The organism is Escherichia sp. SCLE84, from assembly GCF_012584495.1.
Lineage (GTDB): Bacteria > Pseudomonadota > Gammaproteobacteria > Enterobacterales > Enterobacteriaceae > ECMA0423.
In genome coordinates, this window is sequence record NZ_CP051431.1 from 64,458 (window position 1) to 89,809 (window position 25,352).

The following is a 25,352-nucleotide window of genomic DNA, read 5'->3' on the forward strand; positions in this document are numbered from 1 at the left end:
CCTTACCACAACACCGCAATAGTGCGGTCATCGTGGTTCCCTGTGGAGAAAAAGTTAAGCCAGTCGCCTAACCTCTCAGGCGCAATACTGGCGTCTGTAAGGACAGGGATGAGCTCATCAAGGAGACGGGTCCATTTTTCGTCACTGCGAAGCCCGTTATCTGTCTCAAACAGAGGGTCTGATACGCCATCTGTCATGAGGATCAAGTGAGATACATCATTCCATTTACCCACGCTGATGCGGCCGCTAAACGAGGGGTCTGCGATAATGCTCTGGTCAAGAAAGCGGGTTTGTCCTGCGTATTCTCCGCTATCGGGATTTCCCAGTATCCTGACTTTACCGGAAGGGCTGTATGCACCTATCGCACCATCACCAAGCCAGAATGCAGCCGCAAACAGCTCGTTATCAGTTCGTAGCGCTACAGTTGCCAGTAGGGTTGTTGAATAGGATTTCACAGGTTGTTCTGCACAAATGGCTTCGTTCTGGATACTGTTGACCGCGAGCGTAGCTGCCTGTTTAAAATGATGAAGCATGGCGTTTATGGTTGCCTGCTGATCGCTCCCTTCCCACGCCGTGATGTGCTGCTTTAGATGGACGCCTTTCAAACCACTGAGCTGATTGAAAAGGTAATCGCCAGCCGTTTGGACTGCAATCCGGGAGCCTTCCCGGGAATTTACCGCACTACCGGCCCCGTCTGCGACCAGCATGACAGACCATCCTGTTTCCTGGCAGTGGTTGATATAGAAGTCGTCATCTCTGAAGCTCCCGGCATGCTCATGAGATCGTCCCCGGCGACTGGCGGCAGCAATACGTATGTCACCCCTGACCAGGCCAGCAGCGTCCAGATGGGACTTAGGGTAGGAAGCGTCTGCTGGTGGCTCTACCACCTTCCACAGGCTTCTCGGATCGGGATTGACTATAAAAAGCTGTTTTGTTTCGCATTCGTCGTGCGAAGCGCATGACCAGAGTACTGAAAGCTCTATATCGCCGCTTTCGGTGGGTGTACCTGTCAGCAACTTATGCTCTTTGTCAAAGGTCAGGCCAATGTTCCTGGGAAAGACAACGTCCCTGACAGTAGCCTGCTGGCCCTCATCCAGAACTATAGCAACCGGCGAAGAGAAACGTTCGCCTGCGCGGGCGTTGGGAATAACTATTTTAGCTCTCGGGGGAACGGCAGGTGGCACAGCTAATCCGGCCCGCTGCTGGCCTGTCGGTATCTGCCCGGGTTTTAATACCAGGGAAGACAGGTTTTCGTCTTCCCTCTGTGCTGGTTTATCAAATTCGTAATAAGGCATCAGCTTCCAGAACGGAGGATGAGGTTCATTTTCTGGCAGGGGTTGCAGTAATGGTGTATCGGTAGCGTCAATGCCCGGGTTATCAGCATCACTTACGACCGTTTGTTGCTGATCGGAAAGGCTGGATGCTGACGAGGGGGCGATCTCTGCGTCGTTATAACCTTCGCTAACCCGCGCAGATAAACCCTGTGCAAGGCTCTCAATCCGCTCTTTAAGCCGCATAATCTCTTCAGTAAGGGAAGGGTCGTGCGATAGAAGAAAAAGCCGCTCACCTTCTACAGGGTGGCCCAGCTCAGACAGCACTAAGCGGATAATCTTCTCTTCAAGTAAAACATTTTGCGACATCAACCTCTCCCTCTGTTTACGTCGAAGTTAGTGTTTCCGCCATCATTGCTGAATGACAGACCTGTTTCACACCACGGGCAGATCACGTCATCCGGGCCGTCAATGCACAGCAATTTTCCGCATGAGCACAGGGCAAACGCACTGGCATTACCGCAGTGAGGGCAACCCGGTACGCCATGCAGTTCGCTGGTGTTTACCTGCAAACCGGTAGCGGTGGCATCTGACCATGCAAAATAGTCTTCATCGATGGGATAGCATCCGGCAATATTAAAGCTGTTCAGGTTCAGGCTGAAATCGAGCCCGGAAATCCTTGCTGGTGGCCGTTCATACTTCATCAGATACGGACGACGGGTCTTGCTGCAACGGCCGGTAAGCGTAACGCAGTTTTCGTCGTACGCTTTTACTGGCTCGTCCTTGGCCAGCCGGACTATGTATTCAGTCTGGCTGAGCTCAGGTTGTTTGTCGTCTCCGACGCTGCGGCTGTGCGCCGTAACCGAGGCTGTGATCCATTTGATGAAGCGGGTAAAGTCCCCTTCCTGAGACTCGGTGAACAGCATGACATTCTCTGTCAGTTGCCGCAGGGTATTCAGGTCCGCTGACGGCCCCAGGCCAACGGCAATGAGATTCACTTTACTCGCGTAGTGATCCTTCCAGCGCTTCACTTCTGCGGTTGTGTCGTCAGTCGGACGTCCGTCGGTAAGGAGATACACGACGGGTTTCCAGTCGCCTTTAGCCTCATGAGTGGTTTTTCTGACCTGGGTATCAATTTGTACGGTCAGCTCACGCAATGCGGCCCCAAGGCTCGTACCGCCGCCAACGGGAAGGCGGGGAGGGTAGAACGAGGCAATTTCGTGAAGAGGTACAATCGTACGGGCTACACCGGCAAATGCGATTACCGAAACCCAGGCTGTTTCAAGTGCGTGTGGATCCTTTCTTAAATCTCCGATGATCATTTGCAGACCATCAGTCATTTTTTTCAGGTTTTCACCAATCATGGACTCTGAACAGTCCAGGACAAAAAACACGGGAAGGCGTCTCATAATTTTCCTCGTACGGCTGGTACGGCCAGCAGAAAACGTTGCTGTACAGAAAGGTGCTGCCCGGAAAGCAGCACCTTTCTGTCTGTCAGAGCACCAGCTGGATTTCTGGTGGAGGAGGGGGAAGGGTATCAGTTCCGTTATTGATCCCCGCGCTTGTGCTGCCGGAAGACACGCTGGCCGATACCCATTTAAAGAAACCTGCAAACGCGGTTGAATCTAGCGTCTCCAGAGACACAACCTTATCGGTAAGCTGTTTTAAGTGCTCATGGCCTGCTTTAGGACCAACGGCGCAGGCAATGATGGATCCGAATCCCCGGCCGCGAATCGCTTTTACCGCTTCACCGTACGCCAGGGCATCAGAAGGGGTTCCATCAGTCATCAGGAATACCAGAGGACGCCAGTCTCCTTTTGTATCACCATCTGAGCGACGTACATCCCGTTCAACACACTGCATCAGACATTCAAGGGCAGCACCGGTGAACGTCCCGCCTGCGCTTGGCACAACGATGTCAGAAAACTGGAAGTCTTCCAGCGGCGTGAGAGGAATGAACTCACGCGCCTCATTGTCATAGGTGATAATGGAGATATGAACGCTTTCGAGGGCGTAGGGATCCTGGCGAAGAGCGCTAAGCATCGCCTGAATTCCAACGTTAACGGAATGGATGGACTCACCGCGCATCGAGCCGGATGTGTCGATAACAAGGTAAACAGGCAGGCGGCGCATCACATGTAATTCCTCAGGTGCGAGACAAACGAATCTGATTCTGAAGGCTCACCAATTGCCCTGAGTTTCCAGCCTGTAGCCTCGCGTATCAGCTCGGCAAAAACCATGGAGCGCTGGCTGGCGAAGGCGGGTCCGCCAGAAAGATCGAATCGTGCCATTTCAATATTACGGGCATCTACTGCCCGGATGAAGGCATTCTGAACTTTACCAAAGTGCTGCTGGAGCTTTTCACCATTGTAGATCTGAACGATGAACACAATTTTCTCGTACTGAGCGTCAAGGGAATTCAGGCGCACAATAATTTGCTCATCGTCACCATCACCGGCTCCGGTTCGGTTATCGCCCGTCAGCCAGATATTTCCTGACTTATGGCGAAGGCTGTTGAAAAAGATGATATCGCCATTCACAAGCGTTGGTTTACCATTTTCCACATTGCCGAGATCGGTCACCTTTCCGGCTGAATTACACAGGAAAGCGATCACATCAAGGTCGTATTCTTCTTCTTTTTTACCAAAGATCCCGCCGAGGAAACCTTTCTTTTCCTCATTAATATCCCAACCCAGGCCGATAGTAACGGACGAGAGATCGTATTCATTTTTTTTCAGGCTTACGCCCTGGCCTTTGCTCAGACTGACAGACATGACATCCCCTTAATTAATAAAATTATAAGACCACGTTTACTTCTGGCGGCGGCGGTGGCAGGTCTTCAAGACCGATCACTTCTTTTTTGCTGGACTCCACTTTCTGACTGCCTACCGAAATGCTCGCACTGACCCATTTAAAGAAAGCTTTAATCGTCGAACTGTCAGCTGTATCGAGCTGAACCACGATTTCAGTGATTTCTTTGAGGACGCTGGTATCGGCATCATGCCCGGCTGCACATGCCACAACAACGCCGGTTCTGGCCGCTTTAAAGTCATTCAGGCCTTTACGCCAGTCATCATTCGGACTTCCATCCGTCATCAGGAATACAAGGGGACGCCAGTCACCTTTAGTGTCAGCCGTCGTTTTCTGTACTTCTTTGGCAATGGAGCTGGCCGTCAGGGTAAGCGCTTCGCCAAGAGAGGTGGTGCCGCTGGCTGTTAGTGCTGGCATCTGGAAACTCAGGAGGTCTGTCAGGGGGACTGCCTGTCGGGCTGAAGAATCAAAGGTGATCACTGACACGTAAGCCGTTTCGAGTGCATACGGATCCTGTTTCAGCGTGGTAAGCAGCGTCTGAACGCCATTCTTAACCGCTTCGATAGGCTCTCCGTGCATAGAGCCGGACGTGTCGAGTAGCAGATATACGGGTAAGCGTCTCAAATGTAATTCCTTCTTAAGAGATCGGAAGAGGAGAGTAGTTTCAGGAAGAGGCCAGAGTTTGTAGATTTGATAAAACGGCACGACATCTGTCGGGTGGAGATTAAATACTCAGAAGCGGCATTAAAGAAATAAGTTAACCACCATTGAATTACCGACATGTGAATGGCCTCTTATCAGAGAAAAAAATTCAGACCGTACTGGAATATAAATTTCTGAAAAAAACTCCGGCAAAAATAAACTTTCTTATGTATGAAAATCATCATACATCACAGATCTGCATGAATGGAGTGTAAATCGCCCAAAGATTGATGTGTAGCACAAGAGGATGTCAAGACACCAGGTTTTGTAGGCAGAAAGGCGCTGCTGACATTGCGGGAGGAGAATAGATCAAAACTCCGTCACGCAGATACAGAGGTGAAATATGACAAAACCGGGGTTTTCACCCCGGTCTGAGATTTAGCGTCAGGACTTTTTAGCGCTGTATTCTTTTATCAGTTCATCAACGGAGTGCAGAGCCAGCTTCTCTACCGCTTCACTTCGGGTCGAGCCACTCAGCGCAGCCAGACGGTCAATTTTTCTTAAAATCCGCATGCGTAGCGATAATGACACGGCTGTTTTTTTATCCTTATCGAGTACGACCTTCCCTGTGGACTCACCGGTTTTCAGTTCAGCATTCTGTGCGAGCGCTTCATTCATCCGGCGAAGGGTCTTTTTATCCAGCTGGCCCGGATTAACGAGATGGTAGGAATGACCTGCCTTGCTGTATTTGATCTCCGCAGAATATGACTCGCGTAGCTCTTTGAGTGCCCGGGTTAATGTCGGCTCTGAGCATTCCAGACTGGTTATAATGTCGGCAGCGGAAACGGGCTTGCCGGTGCCCAGTAAGTTGGCAAGCTTAAAAATCCGGGCCTGTCTGGTATTTAATTGCATCGTAAGATTTAGCCTGCTTAAAGGGTTAGTGGTTCAATAGGCTGAAAAATGAAGGTACTGCTCATCTTTCGAATAACCGGGTGATCGCCTAACGCTTCAACCGGATCAATGTGTTCTAAGCCTGCAAAATTTACTGACGACATCTGGCTGCGACTGCATTTGCAGGACAGGATATACTCATCCTCCAGATAGCCGGTCCGCTTACTGACCCGTTGCGTAAAGCCTGACACAATCACGTTGTCGAACGGTAGCGTATGTAAAACGATACCGACCAGGCGGAACAAGCAGCCATGGACGTGGCGGGCATAGTTTTCGCGTACGGCTTTTTGCGTCATGGCTTTTTCCGTCAGCTCCGTGCCCCGGGCATTAACGCCGTAAATCTTATCAGGGAAATCTTCAATCTCAGCTAAATCAACATCCAGCAGGACTGCTGATAGCTCCGGCTTTACTTCAAATGCAACAAGCGTTTCACGCGGCCATTCAGTTTCTGCCAGCACACCCGCCAGGTATGATTCGAAAAACGCGGCGTCTGTCCGGAACTGCTGCCGGGCATCTGCCTGAGCCGTGGCGAGCCGTTTTTCATGTTCTTCAGCCTCAAACTTCCAGTTTGCATACTGTTCGGCCCAGGCCGTCCGTTGTTGCTGGTACCGGTGCTGTCGAAGGGTATTCTCACGCTCCACATCAATCAGCTCCTGCTGCCACCGGCGAAGATTTTCGGCGTGGCGCTCAGCTTTAGCTGATTCCGATTCAAACCATTTACCCAGAAAACTAATGCCTTCGCTCTCGGCAGGCTTTTCCGGCAATGCAAGATAGTCTGGCTTTTCTGGACGCACCGGTGCCGGAACCTGAAAAGGCGACGTTCTGTTATGCAGGTATACTGCTTCCAGCTCTGCCCAGCTGATGCCTGTTTTAGGATCCGGCGTCAGCTCGTGAATATTACGGATTGCGGTCACCGCTGACATGAGATCAGCGGCTTCCTCCTCAAGCGCCTGTCTGAGCCCCGGGTCGGTAGCCGTCCGGTTCCCACCTCCGGAACGCGCGGCCCGATCAAGCCGGGTACGGTAACTCAGCCCGGTACCGGGCAAGCCCAGATTGGCATAGGTCCCCCGGCTTCCAAAAGAAACGGAAGCACCTCTCGGCCCGACACTCAGGCTCGGTGCACCGTTACTCAGGTTGAGGCGAACACCAGGAATAATGTTGATCGACTTTCTGAATCTGAACCCCATTATGATTTCCTTAATGATGCTGGGTCACGGTAAGTAATCTGATTCCATCAGCGCTTTGCTCGTTCTGTAACCCATAAAAACGAGCTCTGTCCAGAATGCCAGCCGCCCAGCGGCGATGTGTGGCGGGTTCACACATTGCTCCCTGCGACTTAAACACGGCCTGGGTAGAGTTCAGGATCCGCAGAGCGTCAGAATGCTCACCCTGAGTGACCATCAGCGCGTTTTGAATGACCTCTATCTGACCCGGGTGAATGGCCGTTTTCCCAACAAGCCCATGTGCCATATCAAGAGCCAGCTCTCTGGCCATTACGGCATGATCGTCAATATGCTCACATACGGGCGCGGTCAGGGCAAAATCACGCGGGCCGAAGACCGAAACGAGCATTTTGATGACGTAGCCCATCGGGCTGTCATACAGCGTCAGGTCCCGGGGACGGCGAAGCGACACAACGTTCATAAGATCGTTGCCGCCGATTCGAAGCGCAATAATGCGGTCGTGGCAGGGATGTTCCACCAGACGGGTGGCCAGCTCCCGCATCTGAACCACGTCAAAGACGTCTTCTGTTTCCAGCGTTGGCATCATGCACAGGTGAGTCCCGCCCATGATATCCCACCATTCAGCTAACGAACTGAGGGTAAATTTCGGCAACACAAACCCGTCGACAGCGGAAAGATCATAATGCGCTTTTAACCATCTGCCCATTTCGGCATGCCGGGGGCGAATGAACACCAGAGGCCAGTCATTTTTACCCAGGCTATGCATGCTGTTACTGAGCTCGTGCAGCAGGTGCTCCAGATTTTTGAGGGCGACGGGGATGTCTGCTTCACTGACAGCATCCTCCAGGCAAATCACCAGAGAGCGCAAACCCGGGATTTTCCCGTGCAGGACGGCATCAGCAATATCTTCCCGTGTTGCAGGCATGTATAGCGTGGCTCCCAGATTCCAGGGAGAAAGACGATTTTTCATCAAAGTACCTTCTTGATAATGGTTACAGCCCGATACTGGCCGAGGGTTCCCCCCATTTCTGTAACAACTATTCCCTTTTCACGAGCAAGCCCTACAAGCAAGGCAACGTCCGAGTCGTCAATAGAACGCACAAATACATGGTCCGGTACCCGACGTAATACAGCCCGGGTTGCTTCAGCAATACCGGGTTTTATACGATTGACGCTGTCCACTTTAAATTCATCGGCCAGGAACGCGATAACGTCGCGACTTGTCTGCCATAAGACCCGGGCTGACTCCGTATTCCAGCTCAGGGGAGCGAGGGATGACGGGGTTAACTTCTTACGGAAATGAGCGACGGTATCGACAAGCATCCGGCTGCATTCGAATTCACTGAGATGCTCGCAAACCATGCACCCGTGTAATCCTTCAGAGGACCACACTGACCGGGAGATCAGGCCTGACACCGGCGCACCCATGATGCCAAAAGGAATGAGCCAGTCATCATCACTGGCTGCAAGCCAGGAGCAGCCACAGGGATCGGCCAGGACAACCAGTCGCGGCTGCTCAGGATAGCCCGGGCGATCTTTCAGTGCGCGTACAAGCTCTCCGGTAATTGCGCCTTTACCTGTCCATCCGTCAACAAAGACAATACCGCTGGTACCATGCCGCTCTTCAATGACGTCGAGGGCTGCACCGTCAATTCCACGATCCCGGATAATGCTGATACCGTAATGCCATGAGGTTTTCCCCATGTCACGCAGGGCCTGGTGCAGCATAACGCCGAGCGGCACGCCAGCCCTGACAAGACTGGCCAGTACAATGGGCTCATCACCAAAGCGTTTGGCCAGAGCAATAGCGAGCTGTGTGACTTCTTTTGCAAGTCTCTCTGCGCCCCGATCCAGCGCCCGGTGAAACAAATCAAGATGCCATTGTGTTGGCGCTGGCTCCTGACTGAGCATGTCCGAATAATGTTTCTTCCCTGACTGAATCAGCTCTTCTTTTTGCTCAACCGGCGTCATCTCAATGACAACCGGCTTTAGCAGAAATTCCACGTCACCGGGCTGGTATGAGCCGGTAAATGTGTCATGTGGCTGCATTTTAATTTTCTCCAAAAATTCGCTGTGAAATGGCATCTGCAAACTGACTCTGACGCGGGATGCCAAACCAGCTGCACAGTTTCATAAAACGATGATCGCTCAGGCTGTCGCCCAGGCCAATTACGGGGAAGACTCCGCGTTCAGCCCGAAGTTTTTCAAGCAGCCATCTGACTGCCAGCCCTTTCTCAACCGGGGTGGGAAGCCAGGCCACGTTATTACTGTTGCGGTGGATGTAGAAGCCCTCGGTCGGAAACACCGTTTCTATCTCATCTGCAATGGCATTAAGCTCGTCAAGGCGGGTGCTGTCGCGGTGCTTCATCACCATATAAACCGCCGTTTCACCGTATTCGAAGTTCAGCCTTGCCCAGGCATTGATCCCTTTTGCGTCCATCATTTCAGTGATCAGACGCTGCATCGATGTCAGCTTTTCCTGGTAGGGAGCCAGCTGGCCAAGCATATGGGCCTTCCACTCCTCGTCGGGTTTGCCTTCAGGCGTGAGAATGACGGCCCCGTGCGTGGTGATTGCCCAGGAGTGGAAAGGGATCCGGACGCGGCTGATTTCTTCAGTTCCCCGGGCGGTAACAGGTATGAGTTCAGCCTGCTCCAGGAGCCAGTCCACCAACATGGACTGTTCTTCCGTCATAAAGCTTCGTGGATTCAGGGTGCGATCAACGGCACCGGTACGGAATGGCTCCAGGGCCAGCTCGTCCACCATTTTACGACGGGTCTGAAAGAGCGTGTCGTCAAGGTCGCTCAGAACAACGGGTTTATTCATAGGTAACAATCTCCACGACGGGCGCAACCTCAGCCAGGGCTTTAAGAAGCTGCGTGTCAATACTTTCTGCGGGTGTCTCAGTACACACAAGAATACGGTCAAACTGCTGGTGGGCGACGTTATAGACAAAATTGGGGATGCCCAGCCCGTAGTTATCCGTAAAGGAAATGGCGGACTCAATGGCATAACCAACGGCGATAGGGGAGCGGGTGGTCGAACCATAAAGTGCCTGTGCTCCGGCAGCTTCGAGCCGTTCAGCAAGCAGGAACGGCTCCCAGACGAATTCCCCGGTCCCGAGAACCAGAATACGTTCCCCCTTGCGGACGGAGACCTCATGGCCGAGATCGGCCGCAGGTGCGAGCATCCCCAGTCGACCCCAGGACTGTTTTCCCAGGATGTCCCATTCTCCGCGTGAAGTTACGTTGACTTTCGGCATGTCCGGGACAGGTGCATCAGGTAATGGGGTCCATCCCCACTGACCGCTTACAAGCGAAACCGAAGTGACGGGCAAGGATGTGCGCTCCGACAGGGCGTTGCTACTCCAGTCGGTAAGCGTAACGGCGATAACCTGTTCAATATGTTGAAGCTTGCCGGTATTACGCAGGGCAGAAAGCAGGTTAATAAAGGTATTACCGGTGGTTGCCTCGTCATCAATCAAAACCAGCGTTCGTGCGTTGGTAACACGACGTCTTTTCTCTTCATCATCTGGCAGATAGATCAGATGATCGGTGGCGTGGCTGTGTTCTTCCTTGAACTCGCAAAGTAACGTGCCATCAACCGGGTGACGGGTAGAGGTCAGATAGACAGATTCACGATGCTGGTGGCGCACTTCATCAAACACACCGGCCCCTAGCCCAACGGCGGTTTCAGCCATACCGATAAAAAGTACGGGCCCTGTCAGCGTTGCGGGGAACTGGCTGGCAAGCTGTCTGTAGGCCTGCCGCATGACTGAGGGTGGCACGGGAATGTGCCTGCCGAGTACTTTGCTGACAAACAGAAAGGCGCGTTTCGGGTTACGTCTTTCAGCGATATCAAACAGGTCATCGAGCGAAACATCACCCTGGTCGCGGGTTACCTGTATCGTACCGCATGAGAGGGTACGGCGATAAATCATATCTTCGAGGGTATCAGACATAAACACGCCTTAATTCAGATGGTTAGAGAGTGATTCCGGGTAAACGATGACATCTGTGATGGATCTCACTGCAACCGGAGAAAAGGTATTTCTGGCGCTCTGGATCACCGCATCTTCAGACATCAGACCGAGCTTAAAGGCAGCAAACAACCCGGGAAGGTTCACCCCGCTGTGAAGGGTATAACCCACCCCGCCTGACGGACGCATGTTGGTTTCAAGCAGCACCGGGTTGCCATTCACATCGTTTCGCGTCTGAACATTCACCAGCCCGTCGGCCTTCATAACCCGGGCGCAGTCACAAGCCAGTTCCCAGGCGCTTCCTTCGTTTACCAGATACTGGATAGCCCCTTCCTTACGGCGTCCCACGGCTGCGAGTATTTCGCCCTTATCCGCGAGGATATCGACGGAAAATTCCGGGCCTGGCAGGTACGGCATCAAAACAAGGGGTTTAAACGACTCAGAAGCCGATGCTGCTGCAATATACTGTTGCGGACTGACCAGACGATGTTCGGGATGATTAAAGACGGCCATGGGCGAAGCACTGTCATCAAAGCGCCAGAATCCCATGCCATAGATACCCGTCACCGGCTTCACGCATACCGGGCTGTCCGAGAACGGCGGGGCCGCGAGGTGCGTCTTTAATTCTGCCAGCGTATTCACCCGCCAGGACGGTACGACCGGGAGCCCGTTTTGCTCCATAAACTGAGCAAAAGTAACTTTTTCGTCAGCCAGAGTTAACCAGTCGACGCCTGTTGCACCGGTAGTAAGGGTGGCTCCGGTCGATTCAATGGCTGAACGGTGTTCTTCAAACCACTGGCTGTTACGGCCAGTATGAATATGGTGGATGCCGTAGGTCTGAATGGTTTCCTGAATAAACTGAAGACGTTTTTGAGGATCTTCAGGTTCAGTCAAAGAATAATCGGCAACGGAAAGAATTTCATGTCTTTCGTTACGGTGGGAGGCAAATACGGTAATAGCAAAATTATTTTTTTGTGCAAATGATTTTACCCCCTGAATAATATCTCGCTGGGAGGACAAACCTTCCATAAACCAAATTTTCTTGTTCATTTTTTTTAATTATCCGGAACGCCATGCAAATTTATGATTGAGAAGTGAGTCTATGAGTGTCTACGCTACATGTCAATCATAATATGATTAATAACTTCAGTGGTTATGGAGTGCGTCAGTGTTTTTTTTAGTGCCTTATAACGTATTGATATTTAAATTAAAAATAGAAAAATGAACACCATGAAAAGGATTTATTTTTGTGTTTTTGAAGAAAACTACCAAAATTTCCCTTGTCAGAGAACTTCATCATGATATGATTTTCTTCGTCAGTTACTAAATATACCTTTGATTGTCTCGGTCATTACCATTTTAAGGAATAAAACATGGTTTCATTAAGTAAGAACCAGACGGTATCACTCAGCAAAGAATCTTCAGCATTAAGCCAGCTTCAATTCGGTCTCGGTTGGGATCCGGTTAAGAAAAAAGGTCTTCTTGGAGGATTGTTTGGAGGCAACGACTCAATCGATCTCGATGCTGGCTGCGTATTAATGGACAGCACCGGTAAAACAATTGACACCATCTGGTTCCGCAAACTGGAATCCACCTGCGGCGCTGTTGTGCACAGTGGCGATAACCTGACCGGTGAGGGTGACGGTGACGATGAGGTGATTAAGGTCAACCTCTCCCGACTGCCTGCAAACGTTGAATACCTGGCGTTTACGGTAAACAGCTTCCGTGGTCAGTCGTTCAATGACGTCGAAAACGCGTTCTGCCGCGTTGTCGATCAAACCGGCAAAGAGCTGGCTCGCTACAAGCTGACTGAGCAGGGCTCACATACCGGGATCGTTATTTCTTCGCTGCGCCGTAATAACGGCAACTGGGACTTTACCGCCCTTGGCCATGCCTGTCGCGGCCGCACAATTGACGATATGCACTCCGATATCGTTTCAGCGGTTATTCGCTAATGAACCTGACGCCGGGGGGCAATGCCCCCGTTCCAGCCCAGGAGTTGCGGGTCCGGATCACCTCGGGCGGCCAGGTGGATGCTTCGGCGTTTCGCCTGTATGCCGACGGGAAGGTGCAGGGTGATGCGGACATGGTGTTTTATGGTCAGCCACGTAACGATGATGGTACCGTCAGCCTGGTCAGTGAAGGCCAGTACTCAACCTTTACTGTCGCGCTCAACCGGCTGAAACCTGATGTCCAGAAAATTGCGTTCACCGTGACCTGTGACGGTGGGCAGACGGTGTCCGGTCTTCGTAATCTTTCCATCGACGTGGAGCAAGGGGCTACCGGCCTGGTTAGCGGCAGTGTCGAACTGAGCGGCCGTCAGGAAGCAGCCTTAATTCTGGGTGAATTTTACCGTCGTAATAATGACTGGAAATTCCGCTTCGTTGCGCAGGGGTTCAACGGTGGACTTAAACCGCTGGCAGAGCATTTCGGCGTAAATATTGCCGACGAACCGGCTCCCGCAGCCCCGACTCCTCCGGTTGTAACCCCTCCGCCAGTTGAGACAAAAATCAGCCTGAGCAAGGTATCGCTGACAAAAGAGAAGCCTGCAATCAGCCTGACCAAACGGGATAACTTCGGTGAAATCCGGATCAACCTGAACTGGCACCGGGGCAGCGGCAAATCAGGCTTTGCAGGCATGTTCGGCTCCAAAGGAATCGACCTGGATCTGGGGGCCTTTGTTGAGCTTCAGGACGGGTATAAATCGGTCATTCAGGCGCTCGGTAATGCATTCGGTAATTATCGCGATGAACCGTATGTTCAGCTCAAGGGCGATGACCGGACGGGTGATGTATCAGACGGCGAGTGGCTGCATATCAATGGACGTGAATGGAAGCATATCCGCGAAGTGCTGATTTACGCCTTTATTTATGAAGGTGTTCCCAGCTGGGACAAGACTGATGGTGTGGTCACCATTCATGTGCCGGATCAACCGCCCATTGAGACCCGCCTGACCGAAGGTGAAAACCGTCGCACATTGTGCGCCATTGCCAGACTCGTAAACGAAAACGGCGCAATTAAAGTCGAGCGAATTAACCAGTACTTCAAAGGCCAGGACGAAATGGACCGGGCATTTGGCTGGGGATTTCGCTGGAGCGCCGGTTCTAAATAACACAGCAACAAAGGAAACAGGTATGAGCTTTTTCGACAAGGTAAAAGGTGCCATTAACTCTGGCCGGGACGAACTGACCCGCCAGGTTGGTCGTTTCAAAAACAAAAAATTTATGCACGGCACCGTTGCTGTATGTGCCCGTATTGCCGTATCGAGTGACGGCGTGAGTTCGGAAGAAAAGCAGAAAATGATGGGCTTTCTTCGCTCTTCAGAAGAGCTGAAGGTCTTCGATACCAATGAGGTGATCGAGTTCTTCAATAAACTGGTTTCAAGCTTCGATTTCGATGTTGAAATCGGCAAGGGCGAAACCATGAAATACATCCTGGCGCTGAAAGATCAGCCTGAGGCCGCTCAGCTGGCCTTACGTGTTGGTATTGCCGTTGCGAAAAGTGACGGTAACTTCGATCAGGACGAGAAACTGGCCTCCCGCGAGATCGCTATCGCGTTGGGCTTCGACCCGGCTGAATTTGGCCTCTGATCCACATCCCTAAGGGTAAAATATGGTTTCCACACACATCGGCTTCCCGACTGAAACGGTCATTGTTTTCATTGCGCTTTCAGTCGGTGCCATCTTTATTGACCTGTTTATGCACCGTGATGACAAGCCCATTTCCCTGAAGAGTGCGGCGCTCTGGTCCGTATTCTGGGTTGTGGTTGCGATGGCATTTGCCGGTTTCCTCTACATCCACCACGGTGCTGAGGTTGCCAGCCTGTTTGTAACGGGTTATGCGCTGGAGAAAGTGCTGTCGGTCGACAACCTGTTTGTCATGATGGCCATCTTCTCCTGGTTCGCCGTTCCTGATCGTTACCGCCACCGTGTTCTCTACTGGGGGATCATTGGTGCCATCGTCTTCAGGGGCATCTTTGTCGCCATCGGTACGAGCCTGCTGAGTCTGGGGCCGTATGTTGAAGTTGTCTTCGCTATCATCGTCGCCTGGACGGCGGTCATGATGCTTAAAAGCGGTGATGACGATGATGAAATTGAGGATTATTCCCAGCATCTGGCTTACCGCATGGTTAAACGCTTCTTCCCTATCTGGCCGAAGCTCAGAGGTCATGCTTTCCTGCTTAACCAGAAGGAAGTGGATGCCGAACTGGCGAAACCAGAAAACAGCGATGTCACCATTGGCCGTGGTAAAAAGGCGGCGCTGTATGCGACCCCTCTGTTCCTGTGTGTGGCCGTGGTTGAACTCTCGGATGTTATGTTTGCGTTTGACTCGGTACCGGCAATCATTGCCGTCAGTCGTGAACCGCTTATCGTCTATAGTGCCATGATGTTTGCTATCCTGGGCCTGCGTACTCTGTACTTTGTCCTTGAAGCACTGAAACAGTACCTGGTTCATCTGGAGAAGGCCGTTATCGTGCTGCTGTTCTTCATCGCGGCAAAACTGGGCCTGAATGCGACCGATCACATTTGGCATCATGGTTACAGCATCGCGGCGACAACCAGCCTGTATGTTGTACTGGGTGTTTTGGCGCTGGGCATTCTCGCAAGCGTCATGTTCCCGGGCAAACCTGAATCTGAGGAAAAGGGGAGCTGATCCCCTGAAGTGTTAACCTGAACAATTACTAATCGAAGAGGTTATTTTATGAGTGTTTCTCTTTCCAAAGGCGGGAACGTCTCCCTGAGTAAAGCAGCTCCGTCAATGAAAAACGTCCTGGTGGGCCTTGGCTGGGATGCGCGTTCAACAGACGGTCAGGACTTTGACCTGGATGCTTCAGCATTCCTGCTGGCCGCAAATGGCAAAGTGCGCGGCGATTCAGATTTCATCTTCTATAACAACCTGACGTCATCTGACGGTTCCGTAACCCATACCGGTGATAACCGTACCGGTGAAGGTGATGGTGATGATGAATCGCTGAAAATTAAACTGGACGCCGTCCCGTCTGATGTTGACAAGATCATCTTCGTTGTCACTATCCATGATGCTCAGGCTCGTCGCCAGAGCTTTGGTCAGGTATCCGGTGCGTTTATTCGCCTGGTCAATGACGATAACCAGACTGAAGTCGCTCGCTACGATCTGACCGAAGATGCGTCCACTGAGACTGCCATGCTGTTCGGCGAGCTGTATCGCCACAATGGTGAGTGGAAATTCCGCGCAGTGGGCCAGGGTTATGCTGGTGGTCTGGCATCTGTATGTGCTCAGTACGGCATTAACGCGTCCTGATCGAAAAGTAACTTTTCACCCGGGGCTGTTAATGCAGCCCTCATTCAACTGTTTGCAGGAGCTAAAAATGGCAGTTTCTCTCGTAAAAGGCGGCAACGTATCTCTGACCAAAGAAGCACCAACCATGAATATCGCTATGGTTGGCCTCGGCTGGGATGCCCGTGTAACTGACGGTCAGGCTTTTGACCTGGACGCTTCCGTGTTCGCAGTAGGCGAAGACGGTAAAGTGCTGTCAGATGCGCATTTCATTTTCTTCAATAACAAAACCAGCCCTGATGGCGCGGTAGAGCACCAGGGCGACAACCGTACCGGTGAAGGCGACGGTGACGATGAGCAGGTCAAAATCGATCTGACCAAAGTCTCAGCAGATATCAAAAAACTGGTGTTTGCCGTTACCATCTATGATGCAGAAGCGCGTAAACAAAACTTCGGCATGGTGAGCAACAGCTTCATGCGCGTTTACAACAACGACAACGGCACGGAAATTGCCCGTTTCGATCTGTCTGAAGATGCCTCAACCGAAACCGCTATGGTCTTCGGTGAACTGTATCGTCATGGCGCTGAGTGGAAGTTTAAAGCTGTCGGTCAGGGCTTTGCCGGTGGCCTGGCGGCTCTTGCCTCCCAGCACGGCGTTAACATCTAAAACAACGCTGAATCATACCCCGGCAATGCCGGGGTTTTTTTTGGTTGCGATCCGCTTTCAGGAGGGAGTAGTAGAAAGGGGACTGGAAATTTCAGAAAGCAGGTCATGTTAATTCAGACCTGAGCCTTTTAAAGGCAGGAAACGGATTTATCTCTGGTTGCTGGTTAAAGCCGGTATTCCGTGCCTTTTATCAACAGAATGCCCCTCTGATATATGTTACTTTTGCGGTTTATGAAGGAACGGGATCTGGAACATAAGATACCCGGTCAATCAAAATTCCAGTTCAACAGGTATAGAAACTTCAGCGTGATGAAATATGGTGTCACACCATATATACGCCTCACCAGAAATCCAGCGTCCTGAACTAAGCCTGGGGAACATATATAAGCGCTGCGCTTTAAAAATAATCAAAAATCAGGAGAGTTAATGTGAATCTACAATCCGGACAAAACATACCGCTTCAGCAATCTGCGATCAGGCTGAATCTTCAGTACCCTGCCAAATCCGGCTTTAAAGGCGAACCCGATACCTGCCTCTTCCTGCTTAATGCTCAGGGAAAGGTAACCGGCGATTCTGACTTTATCTTTTATAATAATCTGTCTTCTCCTGAAGGGGCAGTAAAGCTCGTTACCGGTTCTCAGCAGTCCAGCATTGAGATAGCACTGGATCGTGTTCCGGCGAACGTCAGTAAGATTGCGATCACCGTTGTCATTGATGGTGAAGATACTATCAGTGGGCTCAGTTTATTGAGCATTCAGGCTCCTGGTATCGCTGATTTTCAGGCTGAGACTCAGGGCCGCAGTGAGAAAGCAATCATCCTGGGTGAAGTATATCGGCACAATGGCGCCTGGAAGCTTCGTGCGCTCGGGCAGGGTTTCAACGGTGGTCTTGAGCCTCTGGCCATTAGCTTTGGCGTTGATGTCGCACAGCCAGCTCCGCAGCCAGCAAAGCCCGCTCGTATCAGTCTGGAAAAGAAACTTGAAACCAGATCTCCGCGCCTCGTAAGCCTCGCTAAAAAAGCCTCGGTCAGTCTCACTAAAAATAAACTGGACACCCTTGAGGCAGCGGTTGCATTTGTACTTGACGCATCCGGCTCAATGAGTGGCCAGTTCAGTAAGGGCAACGTTCAGTCTGTGCTGGACCGCATCGCCGTTCTTGCCGCCCAGTTCGACGACGACGGTGAAATGGATGTCTGGGGATTTGGAGAGAAGCACAAGAAGTATCCAAACGTCACACTGGACAACCTGGACACATATATTCAGTCCATTCGCGGGTCTGGAAAGCGTTCAGCCTGGGAGAACCTGCCGGGACTTGGTGGGACAAACAATGAGCCCCCTGTGATGGAAGAAATTGTCGACTACTTTAAGGACTCGAAAATCCCGGTATATGTTGTATTTATTACCGATGGCGGGATCAGCAAGACCCGGGCGATTAAAGATGCAATCCGGCGTTCTGCCAACTACCCCATCTTCTGGAAGTTTGTCGGCCTGGGTGGTTCAAGCTACGGTATCCTCAAAAATCTGGATGACTTTACTGACCGCCGGGTTGATAACACCCACTTCTTTGCCATGGATGATTTCGGTTCGATCAGCGATGAAAAGTTATATGATAATTTACTGGAAGAATTCAGACCGTGGATCGATGAAACAAAAAGGTTAGGCATCCTGTAATACGCACAGTTTTCGCATGGTTAAAGGAGCTCTACAGCAGCTTAATACTGTAGAGCCTTTGTTCACTGGAAATCGTACAGGGAGGAGCATATGGACCGCATCAAGTACCTGAAATGGATAGCTGAAGAATCACCAACTGATGATGAAATCGACAACTACGATAGTATCATTAGTCGGGGCGCAGAAAGGGCCGAGAAGGTTCAGTTGTCTTTAAGACGTTAATATACGGGAGTTTAAATGTTCGCAGAAATCAAAGATAATTATTCGTTAGGTGGATAAAGAAAGGTTGCCATTACCAGCTTTCGACGAGTCGAAAATAAAAACCTTATTTATAGTGACAGGGAGTATGAGCTGACGCTTGCCAATGGAACAATAATTAAAAATGTACTTAGAAAAGAAGAGTGGGAACTGTTAGAAAGCAATTCAATTAAGGTTATATTATAACGAAAATATATTTACAGTTTTGGATAGGTTTCAAACGAGTCCGGACATTTGTACCTGAAGTATCTGACATTACAGTTAAGTGACGATTATGTCAGCACGTCTGTTGCTGGCAGCTTAGCTATCGGTCTAAAAGCTGATCCATTAATAATTCTTCGTAAAGCCCAGAGGTATCGGGCTTTATTACAATATCCGTTATTTCGAAGCGTTCAAGTACAAATTGCAGATATTCCGGAGTAACGTAGTAGGGATCAGGTTCAGCCAGATTAGTATAGAGTGGGTCTTCTGCTGCATTAATGTCATAATCAATGCACATATGAAACCACTGCAAAGGTGGATCCCAGCCTAACATCACCTGAACAATTCCCTGATTGCTTTTCACCTCATACCAGTGCTGGCTCATACTTAGTCCTTAAGAAAATTTGTCATCGGAAAATAACACGAAGCCTGCATCATCGAGGCGCATAACCTTCTTCCCTTAACGCCTGTTGTAATTTATCAACTGCGCTTTTCATTACCCAGGCTTCTTCGTCACTCACAGCACAACCACGTAGATCGCTCCAGCTCAGACGTTTAACAAATTGAGCAAGGGCCATAGTTTCGTTCTCATCAAGCCGCAAACTCAGTGTCTCAATACCTTCCACTATCTAACCTCCCTTATAATGAAAAATGGCGCTTTACTTCTGACCAGATGCCGAAGCCTTGAATGCAGCCGGAACTGTCGTTGTTTCTACTTTACAGAAATGGAATTAAAAAGTGGTGATGCTGGGCACGTTTCTTTTCCAGCCGGGGTTTAAGCCAGAGCTGAAACTCATTCAACTTCTCAGCAGCCAAAACCGCTTCAACGGGGAAAACTTTATATTTACCCTGTTGCTGAGGTTCACCCAGCCATCGCCTGATGGCTCCGTCAGTCCATAAACGAGTCTCTTTTAGCCTAGTTACAGTGACCCATTTTCTGGACCATTCATCAAATTGTCGCTGGCGATCCCGATAACGTTGTTCTTCCTGCTGCCGAAGCCACTCGCGATCAACAGCAAATTTTCGGTATCCAACAAAGAGCCCTTGTACTTTGGCCATGTCATATTCCGGTTGCTTAGAGTTACTCATTCAACCAAAACCTAAACGTCGATACAAACTCTGTTTCATAACCAGGGTTTTATCCTTACCGCGACAGTAAGTAACAGGGGCTGCATAAACCGGTCATTTAGTCCGTTATGCAAAAATTATTGAGGATCCGGGCTGTTAAACTGTTCTTCCTCTTTCGCTTCCGGTGAAAAGGGGAGGTGTCACCCTGCGAGCCCGTGTAGTGAAAGGGATTCGTCGTAATACAGGCCAAAGGCTAACATGACCGCAAAGGACGCCCGGGCGACCGGATACCTGCCGGGTTGTGCGATGTAAAATCCGGAAGCAGTGATAACACAAACAGGCCCCTACAGCGTAAGGATTGTGATGGACGATAAAGAGCAGTTTACGAATCTTGTGGCAAAGCATGCCTCCGGACTCACCGAAGAGCAGCTGGCCGGGTACGATGCCTGTTCCCTGGATGGTGAATGCGTCACGCCTTCATACGAGGTTTTCCGGGGGTATCGTACCCGCCACACACTGGATGAATTTCTGGAGATGGCCATATCGCTGAATGCCATCCACCCGGATGAATATTTAACGGATATGCTGCTGAAGCCTCATGAGGTGATCGGCGCTCTGGCCGATGAAGGCGACCAGCTGAACAACGCCACCCCGGTTTATTTCTTTCCGGATACCGGCGTCTATGCAGCGGCCGTTAGTGAAACCCGGGTGCTCGATGCCTGGCTTTGCTGGCCATGCTACCCGGCGAACTGGTAACGCGGCCGTTGGAATTGCACCGGCCGGATACGAATTTAACCGACCCCGTGGCGGGAAGGCTATCAGAGTTGCATGTCCTCATCCCTCAAGCCCCCTGCCAGGCCCCAACGTGCTGTCAGGCTTCGCCTGATTCCCGATCTGCGCCGATACTTCAGCCGATAACTTTTTGTTTTCTTTTTATTTTCTTCCCATTTCCTCAAAAATCGCGGGCGGCGTGGACAGGGCACCATTGCCGCATGTGGGGTCTTAATAAGGGCAGGGTGGTCAGTTTTGCTCGATGCCAGGGTTAGGCCCTCCCCTTCATGGGATGAGGACATGCAAGTAAGCTAACTATCTGAAATGACGAAGGTTCATTTGGTGAATGTCGCTTCATATTAATGTTGTGTCACTTATGATCGTATGTAGCTGGTTGCAAAGAGGAGCGATGAGACAATAAAGTTGTATCGCTAACAAGATTTATGCTGCCACATAGTAACAGCCTAAAAGTTGTACGCCCTATTTAACAGCTTTTAGGCTGTTAATTTGATATTACAGCTTTTAGGGTGTATGTTTAGGAAACAGCCTGCAAGGTGTATCAGAGGAAACTACTGAGGCCAGCTTATGATCAATAATGATTACCCGTTAAACACGCTCAACCAGCTGCGTCCCTTGCTCATTGGTTTTCGCAAGGCGAATGGCCTGACGCAAAAAGACCTGTCCGAAAGGTTAGGCGTCACTCAACAGACATACTCACGTCTGGAAGCCAACCCTGCCAGTGCGAGCATTGAACGGCTATTCAAGGTGTTTTCCATCCTGGGCGTAAAAATCAGCTTCTCCTCGGCAACCACCTCTTCAGAGAGGAAGCAGACGGAAGAAATGCTTAAATCAAACTCACCTGCACGACAGGAGGATTGGTAACGATATGAGCCGGAAACAGCAACGTCTGGTAATTTGGATGAACGGCATCAAAGTCGGGTACTGGGAAAAAAGCAAAGGGGTAGACAGCTTAGAATACCTTCCTGAATGGGTTGCTGACGAACAGGGAAGGCCGCTGTCATTGTCCCTTCCTTTTACTCCCGGGAACCAGGTCTGGCGTGGAAATGTGGTACGTGACTATTTTGATAATTTACTGCCGGACAGCGAAGGCATACGCAGACGTCTGGCAATGCGTTACAAGGCCGATAGCCTGGAGCCTTTTGATCTGCTGACGGAGCTGGGAAAAGACTGCGTGGGCGCGATACAGCTGCTTCATGACGGAGATGAACCCACTGATTTATATTCCGTGAAGTATCACCCGCTTACTGAATCAGAAATTGCGGCAACTTTGCGTAATACCACGGAGACATTGCTACCGGGCAGGCCAGAAGATAACGACGACTTACGTTTATCTATTGCCGGTGCTCAGGAGAAAACAGCCCTACTGTGGCATGAAGAACGGTGGTGTATGCCGGAGGGTAATACACCAACGACGCATATATTCAAGCTACCGCTCGGACTTGTGGGGAACATGAAAGCCGACATGAGCTCGTCGGTTGAAAATGAATGGCTCTGCTCGGTACTTCTCGGCCAGTACGGGCTCCCCGTGGCAAGAACGCAGATTGCTCACTTTGAAGATCAGAAAGCGCTGGTGGTAGAACGTTTTGACCGAAAATGGTCAGGAGACGGACAATGGATCATTCGTTTACCCCAGGAGGATATGTGTCAGGCCCTGGGCGTTTCGCCATTACGAAAATATCAGGCGGACGGCGGGCCAGGTATATCGGAAATTATGGAGGTTCTGAGTAATTCAGACCGTGCTGAGCGTGACAAAGCGCAGTTTTTTATGACGCAGATAATTTTCTGGATGATGGCCGCAACAGATGGCCACGCTAAAAATTTCAGTATTTCTATTGGGCCACAGGGACGTTATCACCTTACACCAAACTATGATGTGTTGTCGGCATGGCCGGTGATCGGTCATGGGAACAATCAGATATCCTGGCAGAAGTGCAAACTGGCGATGGCCGTACGTGGCAGTAGCAACTATTACCAGATATATCGAATACAACGACGCCACTGGATCAGGCATGGTGAGATAACCGGCCTGAGTAAACAGCAGACAGAGGCGATGATAGAGGAAATCATCGCCAGAACCCCGGGTGTCATTGAACGTGTTAGCGGGCTTCTTCCGGACCAGTTCCCCCAGCAGCTTGCGGAAAGTATTTTTGATGGAATGAGGCAGCAATGCAGGCGCCTGGCTGAGAAATGACAGCCGCAATTTATAGTGTGCATGTTTTCAGAATAGCTGATGTAAGCGTGAGGATTCAGTATGACTGAAGAACAAAAAAGAATAGAGCGGGCTATTGAGTTGGCTTGTCGTTACGGCGGAACCGATGAAATGCATCATCTGCAATGGGTCGTGGATCAGATGGTAAGAGAACTTGCTGGAGAACGTTATGCACAGATTGTAGCTGATGCCACCAGCGGAGAAGATGGGCCTGATACTTACAAATGGAGTGTTGGGATCGCGCCTTAACAGCTGTCGGTCTGGGGGTGAAAACGTATTCTTCATTCAGCGAATTCCCAGGCTTCACATTAAGACTAAAGCGGCGGCCGCAGTAACGTAAGAGAAAATAAATGGCTATTTTAGCAATCATTGCAGTTATCGCCCTGGGTGGGTACGCCTACGGATTTATTAAAACCCGTGAGCTGAGCGCTTTGCGTAAAGAAATGAAACTATACGTGGATCGCATGGAAGCGGCGGAGCTGGACTTACACGCAATCAGAAGTGTAGCGGAGCACCGGTTGCACGGTGCAGGTAAACAGTTTGCCGACCTTTACAGCCGTATCGACGGTGCAACTGTGACGCTGACACCCGAAGATCAGCTGTTACTGGCAACGATGCCATTTAATATTCAGGATGTAGAAGACATCGTAAACGAGCGCGGTCCAAAGACAATTAGCGGCCGTCCATTCTGGGAAGTTGAGCCAGGCCCGCATGATTATGAATATGGCCCGCAATATCCGTATTTCCCAGACCAGCGCTAGGAAGAGATCAAGATGAGAGAGCCAAGACCACGCCATACCTTGCAGGTCATTCGTGTACCTTCTCTGGAGGTTCAGGACCTGGGGCTGACCAGCTTTGATAGCTGGCTTGACGAGCACGGGTATGACAAAACGAATGCCAGAAATAACCGTACCATCTGGGCGAGAGAAGGCGGATGGCATCTGAAACGTTGCAGAAATCTTGAAACTGGCACGGACGATTTCTGGTTTATCGCTTTCGATGGTAAAGGCGGGAAGATTTACCCGCTGAAAACCCAAAGAGACTACCGGGCTGCATATCGTAAGCTGGAAGCAGAAGGTTATGCGCCTGCGGTCATCGAGCAAATGACCACAGGCGCAGCATATAACCTGGCCTATCCACGTTCCACCCTAAAACAAGCTGAGACGGCCACCAGCGAGCCAATTCGGAAACCTGACGTAGATATCCAGGGTGAGCACTGCGAGCGCGTAGTGACGCAACGTAGTGGCGTGGCACAGGGTAAATTCAAAGCTCTGCTCATCGAGAATTTCGCAGGCCGTTGTGCGGTAACCGGTTGGGTTAATGGAGGTGTCCTGGATGCGGCACACATTGAACATGGAACCCGGTACAATCCGTCTAATGGCATCCTGATGACTCCAACAATGCATGCGCTGTTTGATGCCGATCTTATGGGCATAGATCCGGCCACCCTGACCGTTCATTTTAAGCCAGGCATTGAGGTGGGCGAGCTGTTTGAAGGCCGTAAAATCACACCGCTGGTGTACGATCTGGACTTAGAGCGGCTGGCCGTACGCTGGGCAGAATACCAGGGCCTTGCTCAGGACCAATGAAGGGTGACAGCCAGGTTGTGCCTAAACCTGGCAGTAAAACCTGCATGCCACAAACCTTTAAATTCTGACTCAAGAGCCTGGCACAAGATAAAAGCGAAATGAAAAGGTTAAAACCGGTGCACCAGACCTCTTAGGTTTAATACCTGAGCCAGTATACTGGCAGTCTCAGGTAAGTGGGTATCATACACTTCAGAAATATCCACACCGAGATAACCGCAACAGTTAAAGAGCTAAAAAGGACGGTTTTAATTTTATGAATAAAACAGCTTTAATTATGATTCTGGGAATCCTCGGATGTGGTAAAGCATTTGCAGCCACTGAATTACAGCTCCAGCAAAAACGCGTTATGCATTTCTGTGCCAATGCCAGCCTTCCGTTGTTGATTGCCGGTACAACTTATGCGAATACGTCTGACAATGGACGACCAGAAAAAGAAAGAGTGGCAATCCTGAAAAATTCAGTTGCAAGCTCGACAGCTTATAAAATGGCATCTCCCGGAGTTCAGATGGCCATGATGAGCGTGGTGGAAGATATTGCCGATCCGAAAGAATTAGCTCTACATCAAAAAGAAGTTAGACGTCTTGGGGCTAGTTATCTTTCCGACAGCGGTGTTTCATGGGCTTCAAAAACTGTTTCACCATTTACAGCCTGGTGTAACTTTAACCGTTTAGAAAGTTAAGGCTGGCAAGGCGGTTCCTGTTCAGGAAAGTTACTTTCCGTGCGGGGACCGTAAGATACAGATAAAGCTTAAGGCCTTTGAATTTTTGGAAAGCATTTGAAAATTTCATTGCGCTTGTCTGATATGA

The 25,352-nt window shown here is 50.6% G+C and carries 30 protein-coding genes; 15 read left to right on the forward strand and 15 right to left on the reverse strand.

Annotation, left to right across the window (positions count from 1 at the left end; all coding sequences use genetic code 11):
• Positions 1 to 2 precede the first annotated feature (2 nt).
• The 12 genes from HGD79_RS24625 to HGD79_RS24680 form a co-directional block, all read right to left on the reverse strand.
• Positions 3 to 1,640, reverse strand: a complete 1,638-nt coding sequence (locus tag HGD79_RS24625; RefSeq protein WP_000081622.1) for a PP2C family serine/threonine-protein phosphatase — start codon at positions 1,638 to 1,640, stop codon at positions 3 to 5.
• Positions 1,640 to 2,680, reverse strand: a complete 1,041-nt coding sequence (locus HGD79_RS24630; protein ID WP_001253653.1) for a TerY-C metal binding domain-containing protein — start codon at positions 2,678 to 2,680, stop codon at positions 1,640 to 1,642. The genes HGD79_RS24625 and HGD79_RS24630 overlap by 1 nt, the downstream gene beginning before the upstream one ends.
• Positions 2,681 to 2,765: 85 nt before the next feature.
• Positions 2,766 to 3,404, reverse strand: a complete 639-nt coding sequence (locus HGD79_RS24635; protein ID WP_001253658.1) for a VWA domain-containing protein — start codon at positions 3,402 to 3,404, stop codon at positions 2,766 to 2,768.
• Positions 3,404 to 4,045, reverse strand: coding sequence for a TerD family protein (locus tag HGD79_RS24640; protein WP_000116681.1), 642 nt, complete (start codon positions 4,043 to 4,045; stop codon positions 3,404 to 3,406). The genes HGD79_RS24635 and HGD79_RS24640 overlap by 1 nt, the downstream gene beginning before the upstream one ends.
• Before the next feature lie 22 nt (positions 4,046 to 4,067).
• The gene (locus HGD79_RS24645) at positions 4,068 to 4,706 is read right to left on the reverse strand and encodes a VWA domain-containing protein (RefSeq protein WP_001388628.1); all 639 of its coding nucleotides are present in this window, start codon (positions 4,704 to 4,706) and stop codon (positions 4,068 to 4,070) included.
• Between the two features lie 462 nt (positions 4,707 to 5,168).
• A complete protein-coding gene (gene terW / locus HGD79_RS24650) occupies positions 5,169 to 5,636 on the reverse strand; it encodes a tellurium resistance protein TerW (RefSeq protein WP_001176767.1) in 468 nt (155 codons plus the stop codon).
• Between the two features lie 17 nt (positions 5,637 to 5,653).
• Positions 5,654 to 6,862 (reverse strand): DUF4236 domain-containing protein, encoded by a 1,209-nt coding sequence (locus tag HGD79_RS24655; RefSeq protein WP_000506887.1) that lies wholly within the window; start codon positions 6,860 to 6,862, stop codon positions 5,654 to 5,656.
• A 10-nt stretch (positions 6,863 to 6,872) separates the two neighbouring features.
• Positions 6,873 to 7,829, reverse strand: coding sequence for an HpcH/HpaI aldolase/citrate lyase family protein (locus HGD79_RS24660; protein WP_000797366.1), 957 nt, complete (start codon positions 7,827 to 7,829; stop codon positions 6,873 to 6,875).
• On the reverse strand, positions 7,829 to 8,908 hold the full coding sequence (locus HGD79_RS24665; RefSeq protein ID WP_042634304.1) for a cysteine protease StiP family protein: 1,080 nt from the start codon (positions 8,906 to 8,908) through the stop codon (positions 7,829 to 7,831). Before HGD79_RS24665 ends, HGD79_RS24660 begins: the two co-directional genes overlap by 1 nt.
• Position 8,909: 1 nt before the next feature.
• Positions 8,910 to 9,683 (reverse strand): hypothetical protein, encoded by a 774-nt coding sequence (locus tag HGD79_RS24670; RefSeq protein ID WP_001040059.1) that lies wholly within the window; start codon positions 9,681 to 9,683, stop codon positions 8,910 to 8,912.
• Entirely contained in the window at positions 9,676 to 10,818 is a 1,143-nt protein-coding gene (locus tag HGD79_RS24675; RefSeq protein WP_001285478.1) for a phosphoribosyltransferase domain-containing protein, read from the reverse strand. The genes HGD79_RS24670 and HGD79_RS24675 overlap by 8 nt, the downstream gene beginning before the upstream one ends.
• Before the next feature lie 9 nt (positions 10,819 to 10,827).
• Complete coding sequence (locus HGD79_RS24680) at positions 10,828 to 11,886, reverse strand: ATP-grasp domain-containing protein (RefSeq protein ID WP_001035162.1); 1,059 nt, start codon at positions 11,884 to 11,886, stop codon at positions 10,828 to 10,830.
• 323 nt (positions 11,887 to 12,209) lie between these two features.
• Between HGD79_RS24680 and HGD79_RS24685 the strand changes: the two genes are divergently transcribed.
• The 8 genes from HGD79_RS24685 to HGD79_RS26920 all read left to right on the forward strand — a co-directional run bounded on the left by HGD79_RS24685 (position 12,210) and on the right by HGD79_RS26920 (position 18,651).
• Positions 12,210 to 12,791 carry a TerD family protein gene (locus HGD79_RS24685; protein WP_042634303.1) on the forward strand — a complete coding sequence of 194 codons (582 nt, stop codon included), beginning with the start codon at positions 12,210 to 12,212 and terminating at the stop codon, positions 12,789 to 12,791.
• Positions 12,791 to 13,948 (forward strand): TerD family protein, encoded by a 1,158-nt coding sequence (locus HGD79_RS24690; protein WP_001054787.1) that lies wholly within the window; start codon positions 12,791 to 12,793, stop codon positions 13,946 to 13,948. Before HGD79_RS24685 ends, HGD79_RS24690 begins: the two co-directional genes overlap by 1 nt.
• Before the next feature lie 22 nt (positions 13,949 to 13,970).
• Complete coding sequence (locus tag HGD79_RS24695; protein ID WP_000007448.1) at positions 13,971 to 14,426, forward strand: tellurite resistance TerB family protein; 456 nt, start codon at positions 13,971 to 13,973, stop codon at positions 14,424 to 14,426.
• Positions 14,427 to 14,448: 22 nt separating this feature from the next.
• A complete protein-coding gene (gene terC / locus HGD79_RS24700) occupies positions 14,449 to 15,489 on the forward strand; it encodes a tellurium resistance membrane protein TerC (RefSeq protein WP_000255079.1) in 1,041 nt (346 codons plus the stop codon).
• A 48-nt stretch (positions 15,490 to 15,537) separates the two neighbouring features.
• Positions 15,538 to 16,116, forward strand: a complete 579-nt coding sequence (gene terD / locus HGD79_RS24705; RefSeq protein ID WP_000116677.1) for a tellurium resistance membrane protein TerD — start codon at positions 15,538 to 15,540, stop codon at positions 16,114 to 16,116.
• A 67-nt stretch (positions 16,117 to 16,183) separates the two neighbouring features.
• A complete protein-coding gene (locus HGD79_RS24710) occupies positions 16,184 to 16,759 on the forward strand; it encodes a TerD family protein (protein ID WP_000301242.1) in 576 nt (191 codons plus the stop codon).
• Between the two features lie 428 nt (positions 16,760 to 17,187).
• Positions 17,188 to 18,429 carry a VWA domain-containing protein gene (locus HGD79_RS24715; protein ID WP_001053338.1) on the forward strand — a complete coding sequence of 414 codons (1,242 nt, stop codon included), beginning with the start codon at positions 17,188 to 17,190 and terminating at the stop codon, positions 18,427 to 18,429.
• 90 nt (positions 18,430 to 18,519) lie between these two features.
• Positions 18,520 to 18,651, forward strand: a complete 132-nt coding sequence (locus HGD79_RS26920) for a hypothetical protein (RefSeq protein ID WP_000374059.1) — start codon at positions 18,520 to 18,522, stop codon at positions 18,649 to 18,651.
• Positions 18,652 to 18,991: 340 nt separating this feature from the next.
• On the opposite strand, the gene HGD79_RS24720 is transcribed toward HGD79_RS26920, so the two are convergent.
• The 3 genes from HGD79_RS24720 to HGD79_RS24730 form a co-directional block, all read right to left on the reverse strand.
• Positions 18,992 to 19,273 (reverse strand): hypothetical protein, encoded by a 282-nt coding sequence (locus HGD79_RS24720; protein WP_000077926.1) that lies wholly within the window; start codon positions 19,271 to 19,273, stop codon positions 18,992 to 18,994.
• 49 nt (positions 19,274 to 19,322) lie between these two features.
• Entirely contained in the window at positions 19,323 to 19,514 is a 192-nt protein-coding gene (locus HGD79_RS24725) for a hypothetical protein (protein WP_000398480.1), read from the reverse strand.
• A 91-nt stretch (positions 19,515 to 19,605) separates the two neighbouring features.
• Entirely contained in the window at positions 19,606 to 19,947 is a 342-nt protein-coding gene (locus HGD79_RS24730; RefSeq protein ID WP_001151575.1) for a hypothetical protein, read from the reverse strand.
• A gap of 372 nt (positions 19,948 to 20,319) precedes the next feature.
• On the opposite strand from HGD79_RS24730, the gene HGD79_RS24735 reads away from it, so the two are divergent.
• The 7 genes from HGD79_RS24735 (at position 20,320) to HGD79_RS24765 (ending at position 25,225) form a co-directional block, all read left to right on the forward strand.
• Entirely contained in the window at positions 20,320 to 20,712 is a 393-nt protein-coding gene (locus HGD79_RS24735; protein WP_000341066.1) for a hypothetical protein, read from the forward strand.
• A gap of 603 nt (positions 20,713 to 21,315) precedes the next feature.
• Positions 21,316 to 21,609, forward strand: a complete 294-nt coding sequence (locus HGD79_RS24740) for a helix-turn-helix transcriptional regulator (RefSeq protein WP_024136327.1) — start codon at positions 21,316 to 21,318, stop codon at positions 21,607 to 21,609.
• Between the two features lie 4 nt (positions 21,610 to 21,613).
• Positions 21,614 to 22,939, forward strand: coding sequence for a type II toxin-antitoxin system HipA family toxin (locus HGD79_RS24745; RefSeq protein ID WP_086722013.1), 1,326 nt, complete (start codon positions 21,614 to 21,616; stop codon positions 22,937 to 22,939).
• Between the two features lie 60 nt (positions 22,940 to 22,999).
• Positions 23,000 to 23,206, forward strand: a complete 207-nt coding sequence (locus HGD79_RS24750; RefSeq protein WP_000134171.1) for a hypothetical protein — start codon at positions 23,000 to 23,002, stop codon at positions 23,204 to 23,206.
• Between the two features lie 101 nt (positions 23,207 to 23,307).
• Complete coding sequence (locus HGD79_RS24755; protein WP_000985911.1) at positions 23,308 to 23,718, forward strand: hypothetical protein; 411 nt, start codon at positions 23,308 to 23,310, stop codon at positions 23,716 to 23,718.
• Positions 23,719 to 23,730: 12 nt separating this feature from the next.
• Positions 23,731 to 24,546 carry an HNH endonuclease signature motif containing protein gene (locus HGD79_RS24760; protein ID WP_001572439.1) on the forward strand — a complete coding sequence of 272 codons (816 nt, stop codon included), beginning with the start codon at positions 23,731 to 23,733 and terminating at the stop codon, positions 24,544 to 24,546.
• A 253-nt stretch (positions 24,547 to 24,799) separates the two neighbouring features.
• A complete protein-coding gene (locus tag HGD79_RS24765; protein WP_001043843.1) occupies positions 24,800 to 25,225 on the forward strand; it encodes a hypothetical protein in 426 nt (141 codons plus the stop codon).
• Positions 25,226 to 25,352 lie beyond the last annotated feature (127 nt).